The organism is Xanthobacter lutulentifluminis, assembly GCF_043194675.2.
GTDB lineage: Bacteria > Pseudomonadota > Alphaproteobacteria > Rhizobiales > Xanthobacteraceae > Xanthobacter.
In genome coordinates this window covers 1,440,562-1,462,500 of sequence record NZ_CM195525.1, presented here as the reverse complement: position 1 = coordinate 1,462,500, position 21,939 = coordinate 1,440,562, and the positions used below count along the sequence as shown (strand labels likewise).

Sequence of the window (21,939 nt, the reverse complement as noted above, 5' to 3'; positions counted from 1 at the left end):
CGAGGCCGAGAAGGTTCACATCGATGAGATGGCCGGGCGTCTCGATTTCCAGCTTCATGAGGTCGAGCAGGTTGGTCCCCCCGGCGATGAAGCGCGCGCCCGGTGTCAGGGCCGCGGCGCCCGCGGCATCGGCGGGGGTCAGCGCGCGCTCGTAGGTGAAGGCCTTCATGCGCGCCTCCCCGCCGCCTCGGTGATGGCATCGATGATGTTGGAATAGGCGCCGCAGCGGCAGATGTTGCCGCTCATGCGCTCGCGCAGCTCCGCGCCGGTCAGCGTCGCGGGGGCAAGCAGATCGCCGGTCACGTGGCTCGGGATATCGTCACGGATCTCATCCAGCACCGCCACGGCCGAGCAGATCTGCCCCGGCGTGCAATAGCCGCACTGGAAGCCGTCGTGGCTCACGAAGGCGGCCTGCATGGGATGCAGCCGGTCCGGCGTGCCGAGCCCCTCGATGGTGGTCACCGCATCGCCCTGGTGCATGACCGCGAGGGTGATGCAGGAATTGATCCGCCGGCCGTCGAGGATGACCGTGCAGGCGCCGCACTGGCCATGGTCGCAGCCCTTCTTGGTGCCGGGCAGGTGCAGGTGCTCGCGCAGCAGGTCCAGCAGGGTGGTGCGGGTGTCCACCTCGATGCTGCGCTCGACCCCGTTGACGGTGAGCGACAGGCTCGCCATCATCGGTTTCCCCGCACCTGTCGCCGGCGCGGACGGGACGCCCTCGGCATCGGCCGGAACGTGACCTGCCGCCCGTGACCTGCCGCCGTGGCGGCGGTCGCCGCGCCGCCGATGAGAAGGTCGCGCCGGCTCGGGTCAGGAGGGGAACGTTCCATGCGGTCAGGCTCCTTCCGGCCTTCGGCGCGCGCCACGGCGCCCGCATGCCTTTAACGGATGCGATGCGCCGCCGGATCCCCGCGCGCATTTCCCGCGCCGCGGCCCGCGGCATAGCATGCGCTGCCGCCGCGGCGGCTTCCACGAGACAGCACTCTAACCGGTGCCGGCGAGCTTCGGTTCCCTTTCCCCGCGGACGTCCTCCTAGGTCTCGACCCTCAGCCCGGCCTGCCCGGTGCGGCCGATGACGGAGACCGCGCAACCCTCACCCACGCGCTCCAGCTTCACGTCCAGCCGGTCCTGGCCGATCTGCAGGCCGCGCAGCGCCAGCCGGTCGAGGAAGGCGGGCAGCCGCGGCCGGTCGAACACGACGCGGCCCTGCGGCAGGTCGAAGCCGAGGCCGAGGGAGGCCTGCAGCAGCGCCAGCGGCGCGGCCGCCGCCCAGGCCTGCGGCGCGCAGGCGACGGGATAGGACACCGGCCCCTGGCTGCGCTGGCGGGCGAAGCCGCAGAACAGCTCCGGGATGCGCCTCAGGTCGAAATAGATCGAGGCGCGGAACAGCCCCTCGAAGATGCGCGCCGCCTCGGCCCTGAAGCCGTAGCGGGCAAGGCCGAGGGCGACCACCGCATTGTCGTGCGGCCAGACCGAGCCGTTGTGGTAGCTCATGGGATTGAAGCGCGCCTCGCCCTCCGCGAGCGTGCGTACGCCCCAGCCGGAGAAGGACGCGCGCCCCATCAGGTCGTCCGCCACGGCGGCCGCCCGGCCGGGCAGGGCGATGCCCGCGAACAGCGCATGCCCGGCATTGGAGGTGCGCACCCGGCAGGGCGCCTTGTCGCCGTCCAGCGCCAGAACATAGGTGCCGAGGTCCGGATCGAAGAAGGCGGCGTCGAACGCATCCCGCAGCCGCGCGGCGCGCAAGGCATGGGCGCTGGCGGAAGTCTCGTCCCCCAACGCGCGGGCGAGCAGCGCTCCGGCCTGCCAGGCGGCGTAGGCATAGGCCTGCACCTCCACCAGCGCGATGGGCCCGCGCGCCAGCCGCCCGTCCGCGTGGAAAACGCTGTCGTGACTGTCCTTCCAGCCCTGGTTGACGAGCCCGTCGCCGCGCCGGCGGCCATACTCCACGAAGCCGTCGCCGTCGCGGTCGCCATGGTCGCGGATCCAGGCGAGGGCGGCTTCCACTGCGGGCGCGAGCAGGCGGATGGTGTCGAGGTCGCCGGTGCGCTCCAGATAGGCGCCGGCCAGCATGACGAACAGCGGCGTGGAATCGATGCTGCCGTAATAGCGGCGGAACGGCACCTCGCCGAGCTCGGCCATCTCGCCGAACCGCACCTCGTGCAGGATCTTGCCCGGCTCGGCGTCGGCCTCCGGATCGAAGCGGTCGGCCTGGTTGGCGGCGAGGTGCAGCAGCACGCCCCGCGCGATGGCCGGGTCCATCCACAGCGTCTCGAACGCGGTGATGAGCGCGTCGCGGCCGAACACGGTGCTGAACCACGGCACGCCCGCATACGGATAGGGCCCCTCCGGCGTGTCGGTGACGAGGATGTTGAGGTCGCTGACCGCGCGCCGCAGCCCCTCGTTGAAATGATGGTTGGAGGAGACGACGCTCGCGCCACGCGCGGCCCGCTGGCGCAGGTCGCGCCGGGCGTTGCGCAGGGCGGTGCGGAAGGCGAGGCGCGCGCCCGGGCCGGGGTGGGCGGCATCGCAGCGGATCTCCACGAACATCACGAACGTCTCGCCGGGGGCGAGCTGCATGCGGTAGAGCGCGCGGTCGCCGGTGAGGGCGGTGGGTGTCGGCTCGAAGCCGAGGGTGGTCGTGCGCGTCTGCCCGTCGAGCCCGGCATAGGCGAGGCGCACGCGCGAGCGCTCCACGACCGGCGCCGCGCGGGTGCCGCGCCGGCTCCGGTGCGCGCCCCGCACCTCGAACAGGTCGGCAAAATCCGCATCGAAGCCGATGGCCAGCTCGATGCGGCGCGGCACCACGTCGAAATTGCGCACCGAGAGGCACTCGTGGCTCGCTGCGCGATAGAGGAAGCGCGAGCGGCGGATGTGCACGAGATCGTGCAGCAGCTCGTCCCGGCCATCGCCGGCGGGCAGGTCCGGATTGGTGAGGTCGCAGGTCAGCGTCGCGTTGTCGTCCCGCACCGTCGAGGAGAGCAGCAGCGGCCGCACTCCCTGCACGGTGAGGAAGAACTGCGACAGGTGGCGGGTGTCGCGATGGAAGATGCCGTGGTTGCCGGCCAGCTCGGGCACGGCGTCGCCGTGGGCGTCGAACACGGCGAAGGTGTCGTCGTGCTTCAGCGTCCGCGGCGTTGCCTCCAGCTGCGAGGCGCTGGCGGCGATGACATATTCCGGTTCCTCCGGATCGGGCGCGGGGAGCCGGGCGGCAGCGTCAGAGTGCAGCATCGAGGCTCCCGTTGACCACCTTGAGCCTGGGCTTTCCCGGGGCGGGCGCCGTGAGGCGCTCATAGATGGCGAGGTAGTCGCGGGCCATCCGCTCGGCCGAGAACCGCCTTTCAAAGATGCGCCGGATCACGGCACGATCAAGGCGGGGAATATCGCCAACGCGCCGGACCGCCTCCTCCACCGAGGAGACGATGAAGCCGGTGGCGCCGTCGTCGATGACTTCCGGAACGGAGCCGCAGCCGAAGGCGATCACCGGCGTGCCGCAGGACATGGCCTCGATCATCACCAGCCCGAACGGCTCCGGCCAGTCGATGGGAAAGAGCAGGGCCGTGGCGTCGCCGAGCAGGTGCGCCTTCTCGCGCTCGTTGATCTCGCCGATGAACTCGACGCCGGGCGTGGCCTTCACCATGGGCGCGATCACGTCCTCCCAATAGGCCGCGTCGGCACGGTCCACCTTGGCCGCGATCTTCAGTGGCATTCCGGCGCGGGCGGCGATCTCGATGGCGCGGTCGGGCCGCTTCTCGGGCGAGATGCGGCCGAGGAAGGCGAGATAGCCGCCGTTGCCCGGCCCGTACGGCAGCAGGTCGCGCGGCAGGCCGTGATGCACCGTCGCCGCCCAGTTGACGGGCGGCATGGGCCGGCGCTGGTCATCGGAGATGGAGACGAGGGGAAAATCCCGGAAGGTGGAATAGAGCCGGTGCACGGCGGGCAGGTCGAGCCGCCCGTGCAGCGTGGTGAGGCACCGGTTCCGATGCTCGCGCAGCATCGGGTAATGCAGCAGGTCCAGATGGATGTGCAGGACATCGAACGCGTCGGCGCGCTGGCGCGCCTCTTCCAGCAGCAGCATGTGGAAGACCAGCGGATCGACCGGGCCGGGTGCCAGCCGCAGGCCGGTCTCGCACATGGGCTCGAGCTTCGCCGAGGTGAGGGAGTCCGCGCTCGCGAACAGGGTCACGTCATGGCCGGCGCGCACCAGCTCCTCGGTGAGATAGGAGACGATCCGCTCCGTGCCCCCGTAGCGGCGGGGCGGCACGCTCTCGATGAGCGGCGCGATCTGGGCAATGCGCATGGGGGCACACTCCTCGGCGTGCTGGGCCGTGGCTGGAAGGAAAGAGGTTCAGGTCTTTCCCGCACAACGTGCAGCGCGGCCCGAGGTTTCACGCGATGCAAAAAAGCATCGAAACGCCATGAAATCTTCCCGCCTTGGTCGCACGATGCTGTCGCATCCGCGCGAAACTTACGCCCGCGCCCCTTCTCTCCTTCGTGTGATCGCGGCGGCCGCACGGGTTAACCGGCGGATGCGGCAGCCCCGACGACACGCCGCCGCTGGCGCGCCGGATGCGCGAGATGGTGATCGGCGCGCGTCGCGGCGGGAGGGCGGACGACACCGCCCCGCCCGAGCCTCAGGCGGACCTGTGCCGGTTCTGCTTCACCTCGCGACGCTCGGTCTCGCGGCGCGCGGCCTCCGTGCTGGTGGCGAGCGTGCCCCTGCGGCGCGCCTTCAGCTGCTCGACGTTCTGGTCCTTGTCCTCGTTCGGGGCGGGGCGTCCGAGGTTGCGGTCGGCCGACTTCTGCATTGCCAGTCTCCTTTGGGAAGTCATGTCCAAGGCAACGGCGTGCGCGCCCGTTTGTTTCCGCAACGCCACGAGCGGCACCGGGAACGCGTGGCCTCCTGCAACGTTTGGCAAGGGTGCTGCGGTCGTGATTTGACCGCCCGAAGGCAAACGGTGGCAGAATAGATCCATGGCACCCCGGGCTAGCTGGAAAGGCTTCCTCACCGTCGGAGCGCTGAGCTGCGGCGTGGGCCTTCATGCCGCCGCCTCCACCGCCGAGCGCATCTCCCTCCATATGGTGAGCCGCAAGACGGGCCACCGGCTGCGGCGCCAGTATGTGGACGAGGAAACCGGCGCGCCGGTGGAAGGCGACGAGCAGGTGAAGGGCTACGAGGTCGCCCGGGGCGAGTTCGTCACCCTCGAGCCGGAAGACGTGGCGGCGGTGGTGCCCCAGGGCACGCGCACCATCGCTGTGGACACCTTCCTGCCCTGCGGCGGGATCGACACCGCCTATCTCGACCGGCCCTATTTCCTCGCCCCGGTGGACGCGCCGAGCGCTCAGGTGCTGGCGCTCCTGGCTGCGGCCATGGCCGAGCGCAAGGTTGCGGCGCTGGGCGAGGCGGTGCTGTTCCGCCGGGTGCGCCGCCTGCTCATCCGCCCGGTGGGGGAGGGCGGGGCGCTGATCGCGTCCACCCTCAATTTCGACTATGAGGTCCGCCCCGCCGGAGAGGCGTTCGCCGATGTGCCGGACGCCGGGATCTCCGGCGAGATGCTAGAGCTCGCCACCCACATCATCCGTTCCAAGCCCGGTCGCTTCGACCCGGCCACGCTGGACGACCGCTACGAGGCGGCGCTGGCCGCGCTGGTGCGGGCCAGGATGGAGGGCAAGCCGCTGCCGAAGCCGGAGCCGCGCCGCGCCGGGAAGGTGGTGAGCCTGCTCGACGCCCTGCGCGCCAGCGCCGGAGCGGGCGCCAGCGAGGCGCAGGCGCGCTCCGGCGGCAAATCGTCAGGCGAAGTCAAATCTTCCGGCAAAGGCAAATCTTCCCGCGAAGCCAAGTCTTCCGGCAAAGGCAAATCTTCCGGCAAAGCCAAGTTTCTGGGCACGGCCAGATCCTCGGACCAATCTTCCGGCACGGCCACCGGTAAAGTGCCGGCCGCCGCGAGCGGTAGGGCAGAGGGCGGTGCGGGCAGGCGCGCGGGCGGCGGTGTCCGAAAGGCAGGGTAGCCATGGCCGGTCTCGACACCTATCGCGCCAGGCGCGACTTCGCCACCACGCCCGAGCCGGACGGTCGCCCGCGCCGCCAGCCCAAGCGGGGAGCGCAGGCGGACATGGAGGCGGGCGCCTACGTCATCCAGAAGCACGCCGCCCGGCGCCTCCACTACGATCTGCGGCTGGAGATGGACGGCGTGCTGAAGAGCTGGGCCGTCACCCGCGGGCCGAGCCTCGTTGCCGGCGAGAAGCGCCTTGCCGTGCATGTGGAGGACCACCCCCTCGCCTATGGCGGGTTTGAGGGCACCATCCCGCCGGGGCAGTATGGCTCCGGCAACGTGATCGTCTGGGATCGCGGCACCTGGACGCCGGTGGGCGATGCCGCGGCCGGCTATCACAAGGGCCATCTGGAATTCGAGATCGCGGGCGAGAAGCTCCATGGCCGCTGGCATCTGGTGCGCATGGCGCCGCGCGCCGGTGAGAAGAAGGAGAACTGGCTCCTCATCAAGGCGGAGGACGCCGCCGCCCGGCCCGAAGGCGCGCCCGAGATCACGGAGGAGGCGCCGCTCTCCGTGCTGTCCGGCCGCGACGTGGCGGGCGTGGACGGCGCCGACGCGCCGGTGCGGACAGCATCATCCGGGAGCAAACGTGCTGGCGCATCGGCGGCCGGGACTGGCGCGCGCAAACGGGCCGTGCGCAAGCCGCCACCTGCCGCCGCATCCGCGCGCCCGCCGGCCGACGCGCGGGTTTCCGAAGGCGCCGCCGCAGCGCGCAAGACCGGGGCCGGCGGGATGCCCACGCCCACGCCCACGCCCGGAGGCGCGCGCGCCTCCGCTCTCTCCGTCCAGAAATCAGATGCCCGCGCGCCGGCATCCGCCGATGCCGCTGTCCCGGCCAAAGGCGGGGCGCGCTCGCTCGCGATGGCAAGGCGCGCCGGCGCGGCAGGCATTTCCCGTGCCCAGGCCACTGCGGCGCCCATCCCGTTCGAGATCCCCAAGGCCGCGCGCAAGGCGCCGCTACCGGATTTCGTGCTGCCCGCCCTCGCCACGCTGGCGTCGCGCCCGCCGGCCGGGCGGCGTCATGTGCACGAGATCAAGTTCGATGGCTACCGTCTGCAGGCGCGCCTCCATGGTGGCCGGGTGCGGCTCATCACCCGCACGGGGCTCGACTGGACCGATCGTTTCGGCGCGCGGGTCCGCTCGGCTCTCGAAGCGCTGCCGGTCGCCGATGCGCTGATCGACGGCGAGGTGGTGGTGGAGGCCGGCAACGGCGCCTCCGATTTCGCCGCTTTGCAGGCGGACCTGAGCGCGGGACGGGACGAGCGGTTCATCTATTACGCCTTCGACCTGCTTCATCTGAACGGATACGACCTCACGCCCGCGCCGCTCCTCGCCCGCAAGATGCTGCTGGAGCGCCTTGTCTCGGCCGCCCCGGAGAGCTTCGGCGCGCTGCGCTGCAGCGCCCATTTCGAGGACGACGGCACCCTGGTGCTGCAGCACGCCTGCCGCCTGAGCCTCGAGGGCGTGATCTCCAAGCTGAAGGATGCGCCCTATCATTCCGGCCGCTCGCGCGACTGGATCAAGTCCAAGTGCTCGGAGCGGCAGGAGTTCGTGGTGGGCGGCTTCGTGCCCTCCACCACCGCGCGGCGGGCCATCGGCTCGCTCGTGCTCGGGGTCTATGAGGGCGGGCGGCTCGTGCCGGTGGGGCGGGTCGGCACCGGCTTTTCCAACCGGATGGCGGCGGACCTCCACGCCCTGCTAGCGCCCGATGCGGTGGAGGCGAGCCCGTTCGCCGGCAAGCTCTCGGCCGAGGAGGCGCGCGATGTGGTGTTCGTGGCGCCGAAGCACGTGGCGGAGGTGGAGTTCCGCGCATGGACGGGCGACGGCCACCTGCGCCACGCCTCCTTCCGCGGCGTGCGCGACGACAAGCCCGCCACCGAGATCGTGAGGGAGGCCGCGCCCGCGCCCCCGGTGGACGACCCTCCGCCGAAGCGCCGCGTGCGCCTCACCCATCCCGATCGCGTCTACTGGCCCGACGCCGGTGTGACCAAGGAAGGACTGGCTGATTACTACGCCGGGGTCTGGCGTTTCATCGCCCCGTTCGTGGTCGGCCGGCCGCTGGCGCTGGTGCGCTGCCCGGAGGGGATCGAGGGGCCCCGCTTCTTCCAGAAGCATCCCTGGAAGGGGGCGGACAAGGCCATCCGGGCGGTGGCCGATCCGCGCGCGCCGGGCGATCAGCGCTATCTCGCCATCGACACCCTCGACGGCCTCATGGCGCTGGTGCAGGGCGCGGCGCTGGAGATCCACCCCTTCGGTGCGCCGCTGGCCGACTGGGAGCGGCCCGACATGCTGGTGATGGACCTCGACCCCGGCGAGGGCGTGGACTGGGAGGCGGTGATCGCCGCCGCGCGGGAGGTGAAGGCGCGGCTTGAGGCGGAAGGCCTCGCCGCCTTCGTGAAGACCTCCGGCGGCAAGGGCCTGCACGTGTGCACGCCGCTGCTGCCCAAGGCGGACTGGGCCGCCGCGAAGGCCTTCACCAAGGCCATGGCCGAGGCGATGGCGGCCGATGCGCCGGAGCGCTTCGTCGCCACCATTGCCAAGGCGAAGCGCACCGGCCGCATCCTGGTGGACTACCTGCGCAACCAGCGCGGCGCCACCGCCGTCGCCGCCTATTCCGCCCGCGCCCGGGCCGGCGCGCCGGTCTCCATGCCGCTGGGCTGGGAGGAGCTGGGCCCGGCCGTCGGTCCGCAGCATTTCACGGTGCTGAACGCGCCGTCGCGCCTCGCGCATCTCGGTGCCGACCCGTGGGCGGATTTTCGCGCCGCGGCCGTGCCCCTGCCGGATGCTGCGGCGTCGGGCTCCAGCAAGCGGGCGAGGAGGCGCTGATGGCCCCGCGCGCCTTCTGGAAGGGCTGGCTCAAGCTCTCGCTCGTCACCTGCCGGGTGGCCATGACGCCGGCCACCACCGACCGCGAGAAGGTGCGCTTCCACATGCTGAACCGCGCCACGGGCAACCGCGTGGTCTCCCGCTATCTGGACGAGGTGACCGGCGAGCCGGTGCGCGCGGAGGACGCGGCGCGGGGCTACGCGACCGGCGAGGACAGCTATGTGCTGATCGAGGACGAGGACCTCGACACCATCGCGCTGGAGACCGTGCACACCATCGACATCGACAGCTTCGTTGCGCGCGATGCGGTGGGCTGGCTCTACCTCGACAAGCCCCATTACCTGGTGCCCGACGACGCGGTGGGTGCGGAGGCCTTCGCCGTCATCCGCGATGCCATGGCGCAGACCGGCACCGTCGCCCTGTCGCGGCTGGTGCTCTACCGGCGCGAGCGCGGCGTGATGCTGGAGCCGCGCGGCAAGGGCTTCGTGCTGTGGACCCTGCGCTATGCCGACGAGGTGCGCCACTTCGAGGGCGCGCCGCAGCCGCAGGGCAAGCCGGACAGGGCGGCGCTCGCGCTCGTGCGCAAGCTGATCGATGCCGGGACGGCGGAATGGTCGCCTGCTCTCGTGCATGACCCGGTGCAGGAGGGGCTGGTGGAGCTGATCGCCGCCAGGACGCGCAAGCGCCCGTCGCGCCGGGCGAAACCCGCCCCCGAGCCCGCGCCCGGCAATGTGGTGAACATCATGGACGTGGTGAACATCATGGAGGCCCTGCGCCGCAGCCTGAAGGACGGCGGCAGGGCGGGCCGCCGGGGAGCCGGCACCTGAGGCGCCGGCCGCCCCTCTCGCCGGCCAGAGCCAAAAAAAAGCCCGCGACATGGTCGCGGGCGAGGTGGCGGCCCGGTCGAAAGGAGGAATGACCGGTCTCGCAAGCGGTGGGTTGGGGTGGCTCAGATGACGCCGGCGCCGCGCATGCCGGCGATCTCGGTGTCGGAATAGCCGACGCTGCGCAGCAGGGCGTCGCTGTCGCCGCCGAGCTGCGGGGCAGGGGCGCGCGCGGTGAAGTCCGTGCCGTCGAACCGCAGCGGGCTGCCCACGTGCCGCAGCCGGCCTTCCACCGGATCATCCACCTCGATGACGAGGCCACGGGCGGTCACATGCTCGCTCGCCATGGCCTCGCGCGCCGACAGCACGGGCGTCACGCAGGCCTCGCTGCGGGCGAACAGCTCCAGCCACGCGTGGCGCGGGCGGGTGCGGAACGCCGCGGCGATGGCTGCGCGCTGCGCCTCCTGCGCGTCGCCCTCCACCCACTGCCGGTCGATCCATTCGGGCAGGCCCAGCCCTTCGCACAGGTTGCGCCAGAACTTGGGCTCGTAGGCCCCGACGACGACGCTCAGCCCGTCGGCGGCCTCGTAGACGCTGTAGAACGGCCGGTTGAACGGGGCGTCGAACGGATTGTCCTCGCCGGCGAGCTCGGGCGCATTCCAGCGGGCGGTGACGAAGCTCGCCCAGGTCAGCAGCCCGTCGGCCACGGAGACATCCACGAACCGGCCCTTGCCGGTTCCGCGCGCCTCGATGAGCGCGGCGAGGATGCCGCCCAGCGCCATCAGCGATCCGCCGCCCACGTCCGCCAGCGGGATGCCGGTGGAATGCAGGTTCGTGGTGGAGCCGTTCACCAGCTGGAGCAGCCCCATCATCCCCGTATAGTTGAGGTCGTGGGCGGCGAGCCTGGCCAGCGGCCCGTCCTGCCCGAAGCCGGTGAGGGCGCAGACGACGAGGCGCGGATTGCGCGCGTGCAGCTCTTCCGGCGACAGGCCGAGGCGGGCCATGACACCGGGGCGGAAGCCCTCCAGCAGCACGTCGGCGGTCTCGGCGAGCCGCAGCAGCGCCTCGCGCCCGGCCGGCGCCTTCAGGTCGAGCGTGATGCTCTTCTTGCCGCGGTTGAGCGCCAGGAACTGCACGCTCTGGGTCTTCACCCGCGGCGGGATCCAGCGCCAGTAGTCGCCCTCTCCCGGCTGCTCGACCTTGATCACCTCGGCGCCCATGTCGGCCAGGAGCTGGGTGCAGAAGGCGCCGGGCAGCAGGCGGGTGAGGTCGAGCACGACCACGCCGGCGAGCGGGCCGCGGCTGTCGTCGGCGGGTGGTGCTTCACCGATGTCGGCGTCCGCCTCTCCAGCCCTGCCATGCATCTTCGGCCTCCCTTGTTGCTTGCCCGTACGGGAATTCTGGCCACGCGAACCGGCCGGTGCGTGAGGCCAGCGGGCCTGTGGCCGGATCGGTCTGCCTGCGGCTGCCCGGCCAGCTCGTTTGCGGCACGCCGGGGCCGGGGCTATTTGTCAATCAAACGATAGTTAGAACATCATGCCGTGTCAACGTGCGGCGTCCCTGCTCGGCTGTTCCGTTCCGACGCCTCGGTTCGGGCTGTGGCCCGCGGGGGATGGGCAAGGCAGGAGCGCCGGACGCCGCGAAGGACGCCAGCGCGGCCCCTCGGCGCGATTCCATCTGCGCCGCCACCGGGACGCACGCCCATCGCCCAGGCGCCCTTGCAGCCCGCGACGCCTTGCCGCGGTCGCCCCGCGCATCCGCCTGCCGCGGCCCCGGCGGGGGCAGGCGCCGGGCAGCGGCCGCAACCCTCTTTCAAACGCTCGATAGATCGTCGTAAAATGCCGGCGGAGGCGGCATGTCGGCCCGGTGCGACCGGGCCATGCCGTCGGGGGACGTGGGCCGGCAGGCGGGCGGACGTGGCCTTGGGGCACGCAGCGGCCGCATGACGGTGTGCGCACCTTTCAGGCCCAGCGGAGAGTTAGGGACGAGATGGCAACGGCATTGGCTCAGGGCGTGGCGCGTCGCGAGGTCGTCGTCGAGGCAGCCGCGAAGCAATTCGCCAAGCATGGCTACGACGCCACGACGATGCGTAACATCGCCGCGTCCACAGGAATTCTTCCCGGCTCCCTCTATTATTATTTCTCCTCGAAGGAGGAACTGTTCGCCGCCGTCCACGAACGGGCGATCAACCATATCTGCACCGGCGTCATCCGCGCCATCAATCCGGAGGCGGACCCCTGGACGCGGCTGGATCAGGCCTCGCGCGGCTATCTCGAGGCGATGCTGAACAGCTCCATCTACGCGAGCCTGATCGTCACCGAATTTCCGCGCCGCCGCTCCAAGAAGCTGCGCGAGCGCCTCATCGCGGACCGCCAGCGATTCGAACAGATGTTTGTTGAGATCGTCGACGAGCTGCCGCTGGCGCCGGAGGTGGACCGCAGCTACTGGCGCCTCGCGCTCCTCGGCATGCTCGCGTGGACCTATGTCTGGTACAAGCCCTCGGGCGATCCGCCGGGCGTGGTGGCGAGCAACCTGATCGCCCTGCTGAAGAACCGCACCGCGGCCTGACGCGCGGCGGCCTCCGCGCCGCCTGCCTGCGTGCGGTCCCTTGCAACAGCGCTCCACCACAGGTCCCGTGCCCCGTACCGGTCGCGGTCCGTGGCGCGCCGCCGCCTGCGCATTCTGCCGGCCCGCCCCTCGTGTTTCACGTCGCACGATCCGGCCGCATGCGCCGCCGGCAGGCCTTTGCCGCGCATGTTCCCGCTCCTGCATTCTGGCGCCAAAACACCAAACAGATGCCGGTCCCGGCCGCGCAAAGGCGCATGAATGCAGGCGTGAATGCCATTGACAGGCTCCAAAATTCAAACTATCGTTTGATCATAACGACGGGCCAAAGCCCGACCAGAACAGGGGAGGACGGGCATGAATGGTGCCTCTGGAGCGGGGGTGTCCCGCAGGCGTTTCCTCGGACAGGCAGCAGGCGCGGCCGTCGTGGCCGGCGCCGTCGGCTCGCCGGCATTCCTGCGCGGCGCGGCGGCGCAGTCGCGGACGGTCCATATCGGCGCATCGCTGCCGCTCACCGGGACCTACGAGAAGGTCTCCCGTATCTGCCGGGACGGCTACGAATTCTTTCTGAAGGCAAACAACGGCAAGATGATCGTGGCCGGCGAGCCGCGTGACATCCGCCTCACCATCTATGACGACGAGAACAATGCCTCTCGCGCCGCGCAGCTCACCGAGCGGCTGATCAGCTCCGACAAGGTGGATCTGGTGCTCGGCACCTACGGTACCGATACGGTGCTGGCGCAGGGCGCGATCCTGCAGAAGAACGGCTGGGTGTTCCTGCAGTCCGGCGCGGCCTCCCGTCGCGTGGACGAGGAGATCGGCGGCCGCACCGCCTTCACCTGCATCGGGCCGCCCAGCACCTACGGCGTCGGCGTCGTCAACTTCCTGGCCCGCCAGCAGCCCAAGCCGGCCACCCTCGCGGTCGTGACCATGGATGATCCCGTCTATCACGAGATCGGCCAGGGCGTGAAGGACAAGGCCGCGCAGTATGGCATCAAGCTCGTGCAGGAAATCGTCCTGCCCATGAATGTGCAGGATCTTCGCCCCGCCGCGCTGAAGCTGAAAAGCGCAGGCAACGTGGACATCGTCTACAATACCGGGTGGGATCTCATCTGCGTGAAGCTGGTGCAGGAGATGGCGGCGCTCGGGGTCATGCCGAAGGCGTTCGTCGGCGGCCACCTCACCATGAGCCCCATCGTGCGCGAGACGCTCGGCCCGAAGATGGACGGCATCGTGGGGTCCACCTTCTGGGCGCCGCAGCTGAAGTATTCGGACCAGACGTTCCCGTCTGGAGAGGCCTTTTCCGAGAAGTTCAAGGCGACATTCGGCTATGCCGCCACCTATCATGCCGTCTATACGTACATCCTGCCATGGATCTACCAGGAGGTGCTGAAGGACGCGGATCCGAAGGATCCGTTCAACCAGTCCGAGCTGCGCCGCAAGCTGGCGGCGTTCAAGCGCGACAATTCCATGTGGGGGCCCATCTCGTTCAACGAGAAGGGGCGCATCAAGGTGGAAGCGGCGCCGGCCATCCAGTGGCTCGGCAAGCCCGCAGAACCGCTGGTGGTGGAGCCGCGCGACATGGCGCAGTCCGCGGGCGTCTATCCCATGCCCGCATGGTGACGGCCGCGCCCTGAGGGGCGGGAGCGGCATGTCTGCAAGGTTTGGCGCGACGGATCGCGCCGGCGGGCAAGCCGTCGGCGCGCGGGAAGGACGTGCGCGCGGCGATGACGTCAGCGCGGCGCAAGAAATACATCCGGAGGAAGACATGAGCCGAGGAAAGGACCAGGAAGGTCTGTCGCGGCGTTCGATCCTGAAGGCTGCCGCAGCCGGCGGCGCGGCGCTGCTCGCGCCGGCCGTGGTGCCATCGGTGCGGGCGCAGGCGGGCGGGGGAACTGTCCATTTCGGATGCTCCCTGCCGTTGACCGGAACCTATGAAAAGGTCGCGCGCATCTATCGGGACGGCTACGATTTCTGGGCGCGGACGGTCAACAACGAGATCATGGTCGGCGGCAAGCCCATGGGCGTGCGCTGGACCGTCTATGACGACGAGAACAACCCCTCGCGCGTGGCCCAGCTGACCGAGAAGCTCATCACCTCGGACAAGGTGAGCTGCATCGCCGGCGCCTATGGCACCGATACGAACCTGGCCCAGAGCGCCGTTGCCGCGCGCCACAAGTTCGCGGTGATCCAGGCCGGCGCGGCGTCCTCGCGCATCGACGAGGAGGTAGGCGGCCACACCACCTTCACGCTGGTGGGCGCGGCATCGAGCTATTACCTCGCCGCCATAGATTATCTTGCCACCAAGACCCCCGCGCCAAAGACGATCGCGCTGGTGGTGGTGGATGATCCTGTCTATCACGAGCACGCGGTCGGCATCCGCGAGCGGTGCGCGCGCCACAACATCAAGGTGGTGGCGGAGGAGATGGTCCCGCTCAATGTGCAGGACTTCCGCCCGACCGCGCTGAAGCTGAAGAACCTCGGACCGGTGGATATCATCGCGGCCCCGGCGTGGGACGTGGTGTGCATCAAGCTGGTGCAGGAGCTCTCCACCCTGGGCGTCCAGCCCAAGGCGTTCATCGGCGGCCACCTGACGGCGAACCCCATCGTCAAGCAAAGCCTCGGCCCAAAGCTGCAGGACGTCATCGGTGTCACGTTGTGGGCGCCGAGCCTGAAGTACAAGGACCCGCATTTTTCCTCGCCGGCGGAATTCCTGGAGAAGTTCACGGCGACCTATGGCTATACGCCCACGTATCACGCTGCCATGGCCTATGCCATTCCGCTCACCTACGAGCAGGCGCTGAAGGATGCGGACCCGGCCGATCCCTTCAATCAGGAGAGGCTGAAGGCGGCGCTGCGCGCGCTGTCCTACGAGTCGGTGTTCGGCCCCATCGCGTTCAACGCCAAGGGGCGGATCCGCAACGAGGGCATGCCGGTGCTGCAATGGTTCGGCACGGACCCGGTGGCGAAGATCGTCTTCCCGGAAAGCATGGCCGAGGCCAGCGGGGCCTATCCCAAGGTGCCGTGGTGAGGAGGGCCGCTAACGGTCCGGCCATGTATTCCGCCAATCGAGGACAATAGATGGAAGATGTCATCATCTACGGATTGCTGCGCGGCGGCATCTATGCGCTGGCGGCGTTCGGCTTCAGCCTGGTGCTGGGCGTCATCGGCATCGTCAATTTCGCGCACGGCGTGTTCGTCGTGTTCGGCGGCCTGCTGACGCATTATCTCGCCACCAAGCTCGCCTTGCCCTACGTGCCGGCGCTGCTGCTGGCGGCGATCGCCACCGGCCTGCTGGCGGGGCTGATCCAGCGGCTGTTCATCGCCCGCACCTTCACCTCCGAGCCGCTGATGGTGCTGGTGCAGACCTTCGGCATCGCCACCGTCGTCACCGAGCTCGGCATCCACTACTGGGGATCGCAGGAGCGCGTGCTGCGGGTGGAGACGGGCCTGCCGCCGGGGTTCTTCATCGGCAATACCTTCGTGCCCTCGTTCGACTTCGTGCTGTTCCTGCTCAGCCTGGTGTCGGCAGGCGTGCTCTACCTCCTGATCCAGAAGACGCGGTTCGGCCGTGCGGTGCGGGCCTGCCGCGATGAGCGTCAGTCGGCCCAGCTCAACGGCATCAACCTGTCGCGCACGTTCGAGCAGACCATGTTCGTGTCGGGCGCGTGGTCGGGCCTTGCCGGCGGCATGTTCATCGCCCTGAGCCCGCTGGCGCCCTACATGGACTTCGACTGGACCATCAATTCCTTCCTCGTCATGGTCATCGGCGGGCTGGGAAGCATGGTGGGCGTCCTTGTCGGCGGCCTCATCTTCGGCGTGCTGGCGTTCGCCTCGTCCTTCTACCTTCCGACCGTGGCGCCCTCCGTCACCTTCTCGGTTCTTCTCCTGTTTCTCCTGTTCCGGCCGCAGGGACTGTTCGGCACCGGTCAGGGCGCGAGGAAATGATGATGCGCTCCCTCTTCGCACGCGCCGGGGGCCATGGCGCCGCCCGGCTCCGCATGCAGTTCGCGTGGCTTGGACTGTTCGCGCTGGCGCTCGTGCCGCTGCCGTTTCTCGTGAACGACTACTGGGTCCGCGTGGCGGTGTTCGTTCTGATCAATATCGGGCTGGCGTCGGCCTGGAACATCATCGGCGGCTTCGCGGGCTATGCCAGCTTCGGCCACGGGGTGTTCTTCGGCCTCGGCGCGTTCGTCGGCGCCATCGGCATCGTGCGCTATGGCCTGCCGCTTCCGGTGGTGATGCTGGCCGGCGGGCTGGTGACGGGCGCGCTTGCGCTGCTGTTCACGCCCATCTTCAAGCAGCGGGGGCTCTACTTCGCGCTGTCGAGCCTCGCGGTGCTGCTCATCTTCGACAACCTGCTGCAACGCTGGAGCTTCACCCGCGGGCTGCGCCAGTATGACGTGGGCTGGAGCGTGCAGCCCTCGCTGAGCCTCGACGGCTTCTACTACACCTTCCTCGGCCTCACCGTGGTGCTCATCGGCTCGGTCATCCTGCTGGCCCGCTCGCGGGTGGGCTATGCGCTGCACGCGCTGCGGCGCGACGAGGTCTTGGCCTCCTCCATCGGCATCCGGGTGCTGAAGTACAAGGTCATCGCCTTCGTCTTCAGCGCGGCCTGGCCGGGCGTTCTCGGCGCCGCCTTCGCGCCCTTCATCTCGTTCGTGTCGGTGCAGAGCGTGCTCGACATGAAGTTCACGCTGAACATGATCCTCGCCACGCTGTTCGGCGGGGCCGGGACGGTGATCGGGCCGGTGGTCGGCGCCATTGCGCTCTCGGTGATCGACCAGATCACCTGGGGCAATTTTCTCGAATACCACCGGCTCATCTTCGGCGCGCTCATCGTCGCCATCACCACCTTCGCCCCGGGCGGGCTGGTGAGCCTGTTCCGCTCCCTCACCCGCCGGGCCCCCGCGGCGCGGTCCGAGGCGGCGCCCCCCATCGGAAAGGTCAAGGTGAGCCCATGAGCGCGCGAACGCCCCTGCTCGAGGTGGAGCACGCCTCCCGCACCTTCGGCGGCGTGGTCGCCCTGAAGGATGTCTCCTTCGAGGTGTTTCCCGACGAGGTGGTCGGCCTCATCGGCCCCAACGGCGCCGGCAAGACGACCCTGTTCAACCTCATCTCCGGGCTGCTGCCGCTGTCCGGGGGCGAGATCCGGCTGCAGGGCCAGTCCCTGTCGCGGCTGCGACCGGACCAGATCTGCGCGCGCGGCGCGGTGCGCACGTTCCAGGCGGCCTCGCTGCTGGGCAACATGACGGTGTGGGACAATGTCCACGTCGCCAGCCTGTTCCGCGGCGATGGCGGCAAGGCGGGGATGTCGGCTGCCGACTGCACCGCCAACGCGCTGCGGCTGTGCGAGATCGAGCACCTCGCCGACCTGGCGGCCGAGCAGGTGACCGTGGGCGACCAGAAGCGCATCGAGATCGCGCGGGCGGTGGCCTCCGGTCCCCGGCTGCTGATGACGGACGAGATCCTCGCCGGCCTCAACCCCACCGACGGCGCGCAGATCCTCGAGATCCTGCGCAAGGTGCGGGGGCAGGGCATCAGCATCATCTTCGTCGAGCACGACATGCGCTCGGTCATGTCCCTCAGCGACCGGGTGGTGGTGATCGCGCAGGGGGTGAAGATCGCCGACGGCCCGCCCGGCGAGGTGGCGCGCTCGCCGGAAGTGATCTCGGTCTACCTCGGAGGGCGCTATGCTCAGGGTGTCTAACTTCACCGGCGGCTACCGGCGCGGCGTCGCCATCATCGAGGGCATCTCGTTCGACATCGGCCGCACGCCGGTCACCAGCATCGTCGGCTCCAACGGCGCGGGCAAGACCACGCTGCTGCGGGGCATCGGCGGGCTGCTGGGCTGGCACGGCGGCGAGATCCATTTCGACGGACGGCGCATCGACCAGTTGCCCGCGCACGAGATCGCGCGGCTCGGCATCCGCATGGTGCCGAGCGGCCGCGGCACCTTTCCCAGCATGAGCGTGCTGGAGAACCTGCAGGTCGGCGGCCACCACCTCGGCGCCTCCGAACGGGCGGCGCGGACCGACCGCGAGATGCAGCGCTTCCCCCGCCTGCGCGAGCGCTGGTCGCAGCAGGCGGGCATGCTCTCCGGCGGCGAGCAGCAGATGCTCGCCATCGCGAGGGCGATGATGAGCGATCCCCGCCTGCTGATCCTCGACGAGCCGTCCCAGGGCCTTGCGCCGATCATCGTGGACCAGATCTTCGAGATGATCCCGACCCTCGCCGGCCAGAACGCGCAGGTGCTGCTGGTGGAGCAGGATGTGGGCCGGGGCCTGGAGGTGAGCGAGGAGGTGTTCGTGATCGAGAAGGGCCGCGTGACCCTCTCCGGCCGCAGCTCCGACATGGCGAACAACGACAAGATCCGGGAGTCCTACCTTGGCCTTGGCTGACACGCAGGCGAACGCGGCGGCCGCAGTGCCCGCCGCCCCGCTGCTCATGACCCCGCTGAAGCTGCGCGACCTGACGCTCAAGGGCCGCGTGATGATCTCCCCCATGTGCACCTACAGCGCGCATGAGGGTGTGATGGACGATTTCCACCTCGTCCATCTCGGCCGCTTCGCCATGGGCGGCGCCGCGCTGGTGATGGCCGAGGCCACCGCCGTCTCGCGCGTCGGGCGCATCACCCACGGCTGTGCCGGCCTGTGGGAGGATGCCCAGATCGCGCCGCTCAAGCGCATCTGCGATCTGCTCCACCGGTTCGGCGCGGCGGCCGGCGTGCAGCTCTCCCACGCTGGCTTCAAGGCGGCCTCGCAGCGCCCGTGGGAAGGCGGCGTGGGGCTCACCGCGAGCGACCTCGAGGCCCGCGGGGAGGGGCCGTGGCAGCCGCTCGGCGTCACCGCGGCGCCGTTCGACGAGGGCTGGCCTCTGCCGGCGGCGATGACGGCGGAGGATATCGCGGCGGTGGCGGGCGAGTTCGTCGCGGCCGCCCGGCGGGCGGATGCGGCCGGCGTGGACGTGATCGAGCTGCACTGCGCCCACGGCTACCTGCTGCACTCCTTCCTGTCGCCCATCGCCAACACGCGCACGGACGCCTATGGCGGCGAGCTTGCGGGGCGCATGCGCTTTCCGCTGGAGGTGGTGGCGGCGGTGCGCGCCGCGTGGCCGGCGGGCAAGCCCCTGTTCGTGCGCATCTCCAGCGTGGACGGCATCGACGTCGGCTGGTCGGTGGGGGATTCCATCGCCTTCGCCCAGCGCCTTAAGGCGCTGGGCGTGGATGTGATCGACTGCTCGTCCGGCGGCATGAAGCTGCCCTCCCAGCAGAGCTTCGTGTGGCGCGGGCCGGGCTTCCACGTGCCGTTCGCCGAACGGCTACGGCGCGAGGCGGGCCTGCCCACGGTGGCGGTCGGCCTCATCACCGAGCCGGCGCAGGCGGAGGCGGTGCTGGCCGAGGGCAAGGCCGACATTGTCGCCATCGCCCGCGAGGCGCTGCTTGATCCCAACTGGCCGGTGCGGGCGGAGCTGGAGCTGGCGGGCGCGCCGGCCTGGAGCCGCTTCGCCGAGCAGTTCGGCTGGTGGCTGCTGCGCCGATCGCGCCAGCGCAAGGACGCCTACGCGACGCCGCGCGGGCCGGGCGCGGCCTGAGGCCGCCCATCGTACGCACCCGCGCCGGCGCGCGCCGGCGGACGGGACATCCAGACAGGCGGGAGGCCGGTTCGTGACACGCAAGCTCGTTCTACTTCACAAGCGCCGCGCGGGAACCGCGGTGGATGCCTTCCATGCCGCGCTCGCCGCCGCGTGCGAGGACGACGCCGCCATCGCCGGGCTGACGCGCTACGTCCAGTCGCACACGCTGGTGCAGGGCTATCGCAAAGGCGAGCTGCTGTTCGATGCGGTGGAGGAATTCAGCTTCGCCTCCCGCGCCGCCGCCGCCGATTTCCTCGCGGGCCCCGCCTTCGCTGCCGTGCGCGGCCGCCGGGCCGCCCTCGTCGATCCGGCCGCCGGCATCGTCATGGCGGTGGACGTGCACCGGGTGAAGAACCAGCCGGTGCCGCTGGGCGCGGTGAAGAACATCGAGTTCGTCAACCGCCGTCCCACGGTCGCGCTGTCCGCCTTCCGCCGCTACTGGCGGGAGGTGCACGGGCCGCTCGGCGCCACCATCCCCTCCATGCTGCGCTACGAGCAGAACCACCTCGCGCCCGAGGCCTACCTGCCGGACGAGCCGGCGCCGCGGTTCGACGGGCTGGCCATCACGTGGTTCGCCTCCACCGCCGCCATGCGCGCGGGCGCGGAGACGCAGGCCTATGCCCTGACCCGCGCCGACGAGGCCGCGTTCCTGCCCGACGGCCACCTGCCCATCATCATCACCCGCGAGGTGCTGGAGCGCTGAAGCCGCCCGCATCGCCCGCGCGAACCCACTTAAGGACGACCATGGACCACCTGACCGCCGAGCAGCAGCAGATGAAGCAGCAGTTCATGGCCGATCGCGGCTACTGGAACGCCTTCTGGGATGGCCTGCTCACCCTCAGCCCCGAATTCTTCGAGGCCTACCGCACCTTCTCCAGCATCCCGTGGAAGCATGGCCCGCTGGAACCGAAGGTGAAGGAGCTCATCTACATCGCCATCGATGCGGCCACCACGCATCTCTACGAGCCGGGCCTGCGCATCCACATCCAGAACGCGCTGAAGTACGGGGCGATGAAGGAGGAGATCATGGAGGTGTACCAGCTCACCTCGGTGCTCGGCATGCACACCTGCACCATGGGCGTGCCGGTGCTGATGGACGAGCTGACGGCGGCCGGGCGCGGCGCCGAGCTGGAGGGCGAGCTGAGCGGGCCGCAGCAGGAGCTGAAGGCCCGCTTCATGGAGAACCGGGGCTACTGGAACCCGTTCTGGGACGGCCTGCTGAAGCTCGATCCGCGCTTTTTCGCCGCCTATCTGGAATTCTCCTCGACCCCGTGGAAGACCGGGCCGCTGGAGCCGAAGGTGAAGGAGTTCATCTACATCGCCATCGATGCCTCCACCACCCACCTCTATGAGCCGGGCCTGCGCATCCACATCCAGAACGCGCTGAAGTACGGGGCGACGAAGGAAGAGATCATGGAGGTGTACCAGCTCACCTCGGTGCTCGGCATGCACACCTGCACCATGGGCGTGCCGGTGCTGATGGACGAGCTCGCCAGGGCCGGCTCCTGAGCGCGTGGCACCCCCCGCATGAGCACGCAGGGCGCCGTGTGGCGTGGACGGATTCAATCTGCCCGCACGGCGCTCTAGAGTGGCGGCGAACGCCCCGAACCGGCGCGGGCCAGATGGAGGTCGCAGATGGACATTTCGCATCCCGGCGTGGAGCCGCCGGCGCCGGCCCCGGCCGAGTATTTCACCGGGACGGTGACCATGGAACGGCGCTTCCAGCGGGCTGCGCCGGCGCGCATCTCCGGCGCCGTGGTCACCTTCCAGCCGTCGGCGCGCACCGCCTGGCACACCCATCCGCTCGGGCAGACGCTCATCGTCACCGCCGGCAGCGGGCTGGTGCAGCGTGAGGGCGAGCCGGTCCAGGCCATCGGGGTCGGCGACATCGTGTGGATTCCGCCGGACGTGCGGCACTGGCACGGCGCCAGCCCCGCCTCGGCCATGACCCATGTGGCCCTCGCCGAGATGCGCGATGGCGTCTCCGTGGCCTGGCAGGAGAAGGTCACGGACGCGGAGTACGGCGCGCCCTGAGC

The 21,939-nt window shown here is 70.0% G+C and carries 19 protein-coding genes and 1 pseudogene (1 of these 20 only partly in view); 14 read left to right on the top strand and 6 right to left on the bottom strand.

The genetic code is table 11. The annotated features are described in order from the left end of the window. The 5 genes and pseudogenes from V5F49_RS06565 to V5F49_RS06545 all read right to left on the bottom strand — a co-directional run. Positions 1-169: pseudogene (locus tag V5F49_RS06565) on the bottom strand (FAD binding domain-containing protein) (its annotated part extends 635 nt beyond the left edge of the window); the annotation flags it as partial. Further along, the gene (gene paoA / locus V5F49_RS06560; protein ID WP_394115894.1) at positions 166-675 is read right to left on the bottom strand and encodes an aldehyde dehydrogenase iron-sulfur subunit PaoA; all 510 of its coding nucleotides are present in this window, start codon (positions 673-675) and stop codon (positions 166-168) included. The gene paoA and the pseudogene V5F49_RS06565, both read right to left, overlap by 4 nt. 357 nt (positions 676-1,032) lie before the next feature. After that, positions 1,033-3,231, bottom strand: a complete 2,199-nt coding sequence (locus V5F49_RS06555) for an amylo-alpha-1,6-glucosidase (protein WP_394115895.1) — start codon at positions 3,229-3,231, stop codon at positions 1,033-1,035. Then, positions 3,218-4,300 carry a glycosyltransferase family 4 protein gene (locus V5F49_RS06550; protein WP_394115896.1) on the bottom strand — a complete coding sequence of 361 codons (1,083 nt, stop codon included), beginning with the start codon at positions 4,298-4,300 and terminating at the stop codon, positions 3,218-3,220. Before V5F49_RS06550 ends, V5F49_RS06555 begins: the two co-directional genes overlap by 14 nt. 334 nt (positions 4,301-4,634) lie before the next feature. Then, positions 4,635-4,808, bottom strand: a complete 174-nt coding sequence (locus V5F49_RS06545) for a hypothetical protein (protein ID WP_394115897.1) — start codon at positions 4,806-4,808, stop codon at positions 4,635-4,637. Positions 4,809-4,974: 166 nt separating this feature from the next. Between V5F49_RS06545 and ku (V5F49_RS06540) the strand changes: the two genes are divergently transcribed. The 3 genes from ku (V5F49_RS06540) to ku (V5F49_RS06530) are packed head-to-tail and all read left to right on the top strand — an operon-like array spanning position 4,975 to position 9,706. Then, positions 4,975-6,009 (top strand): non-homologous end joining protein Ku, encoded by a 1,035-nt coding sequence (gene ku / locus V5F49_RS06540; RefSeq protein ID WP_394115898.1) that lies wholly within the window; start codon positions 4,975-4,977, stop codon positions 6,007-6,009. Positions 6,010-6,011: 2 nt separating this feature from the next. After that, a complete protein-coding gene (gene ligD, locus V5F49_RS06535) occupies positions 6,012-8,879 on the top strand; it encodes a DNA ligase D (RefSeq protein WP_394115899.1) in 2,868 nt (955 codons plus the stop codon). Next, positions 8,879-9,706: a non-homologous end joining protein Ku gene (ku, locus tag V5F49_RS06530; protein ID WP_394115900.1), complete on the top strand. Its 828-nt coding sequence runs from the start codon at positions 8,879-8,881 to the stop codon at positions 9,704-9,706. The genes ligD and ku (V5F49_RS06530) overlap by 1 nt, the downstream gene beginning before the upstream one ends. 122 nt (positions 9,707-9,828) lie before the next feature. Here ku (V5F49_RS06530) and V5F49_RS06525 read toward each other — a convergent pair whose 3' ends face one another. After that, positions 9,829-11,067: a CaiB/BaiF CoA transferase family protein gene (locus V5F49_RS06525; RefSeq protein WP_394115901.1), complete on the bottom strand. Its 1,239-nt coding sequence runs from the start codon at positions 11,065-11,067 to the stop codon at positions 9,829-9,831. 625 nt (positions 11,068-11,692) lie between these two features. Here V5F49_RS06525 and V5F49_RS06520 point away from each other — a divergent pair. The 11 genes from V5F49_RS06520 to V5F49_RS06470 all read left to right on the top strand — a co-directional run bounded on the left by V5F49_RS06520 (position 11,693) and on the right by V5F49_RS06470 (position 21,937). After that, entirely contained in the window at positions 11,693-12,271 is a 579-nt protein-coding gene (locus tag V5F49_RS06520) for a TetR/AcrR family transcriptional regulator (RefSeq protein ID WP_394115902.1), read from the top strand. 423 nt (positions 12,272-12,694) lie between these two features. Beyond that, the gene (locus V5F49_RS06515; RefSeq protein ID WP_394115903.1) at positions 12,695-13,891 is read left to right on the top strand and encodes an amino acid ABC transporter substrate-binding protein; all 1,197 of its coding nucleotides are present in this window, start codon (positions 12,695-12,697) and stop codon (positions 13,889-13,891) included. A 145-nt stretch (positions 13,892-14,036) separates the two neighbouring features. Continuing rightward, a complete protein-coding gene (locus V5F49_RS06510) occupies positions 14,037-15,299 on the top strand; it encodes an amino acid ABC transporter substrate-binding protein (protein WP_394115904.1) in 1,263 nt (420 codons plus the stop codon). A 50-nt stretch (positions 15,300-15,349) separates the two neighbouring features. After that, on the top strand, positions 15,350-16,216 hold the full coding sequence (locus V5F49_RS06505) for a branched-chain amino acid ABC transporter permease (protein WP_394115905.1): 867 nt from the start codon (positions 15,350-15,352) through the stop codon (positions 16,214-16,216). Between the two features lie 2 nt (positions 16,217-16,218). Beyond that, complete coding sequence (locus V5F49_RS06500; RefSeq protein ID WP_394115906.1) at positions 16,219-17,232, top strand: branched-chain amino acid ABC transporter permease; 1,014 nt, start codon at positions 16,219-16,221, stop codon at positions 17,230-17,232. Continuing rightward, complete coding sequence (locus V5F49_RS06495; protein ID WP_394115907.1) at positions 17,229-17,978, top strand: ABC transporter ATP-binding protein; 750 nt, start codon at positions 17,229-17,231, stop codon at positions 17,976-17,978. Before V5F49_RS06500 ends, V5F49_RS06495 begins: the two co-directional genes overlap by 4 nt. Beyond that, entirely contained in the window at positions 17,962-18,669 is a 708-nt protein-coding gene (locus V5F49_RS06490) for an ABC transporter ATP-binding protein (RefSeq protein WP_394115908.1), read from the top strand. The genes V5F49_RS06495 and V5F49_RS06490 overlap by 17 nt, the downstream gene beginning before the upstream one ends. Beyond that, complete coding sequence (locus V5F49_RS06485) at positions 18,656-19,861, top strand: NADH:flavin oxidoreductase/NADH oxidase (RefSeq protein ID WP_394115909.1); 1,206 nt, start codon at positions 18,656-18,658, stop codon at positions 19,859-19,861. Before V5F49_RS06490 ends, V5F49_RS06485 begins: the two co-directional genes overlap by 14 nt. 73 nt (positions 19,862-19,934) lie before the next feature. Beyond that, positions 19,935-20,606: an EthD domain-containing protein gene (locus V5F49_RS06480; protein ID WP_394115910.1), complete on the top strand. Its 672-nt coding sequence runs from the start codon at positions 19,935-19,937 to the stop codon at positions 20,604-20,606. 41 nt (positions 20,607-20,647) lie between these two features. After that, positions 20,648-21,412 carry a carboxymuconolactone decarboxylase family protein gene (locus V5F49_RS06475; RefSeq protein ID WP_394115911.1) on the top strand — a complete coding sequence of 255 codons (765 nt, stop codon included), beginning with the start codon at positions 20,648-20,650 and terminating at the stop codon, positions 21,410-21,412. Between the two features lie 126 nt (positions 21,413-21,538). Next, on the top strand, positions 21,539-21,937 hold the full coding sequence (locus tag V5F49_RS06470; protein ID WP_394115912.1) for a (R)-mandelonitrile lyase: 399 nt from the start codon (positions 21,539-21,541) through the stop codon (positions 21,935-21,937). Positions 21,938-21,939: the final 2 nt, after the last annotated feature.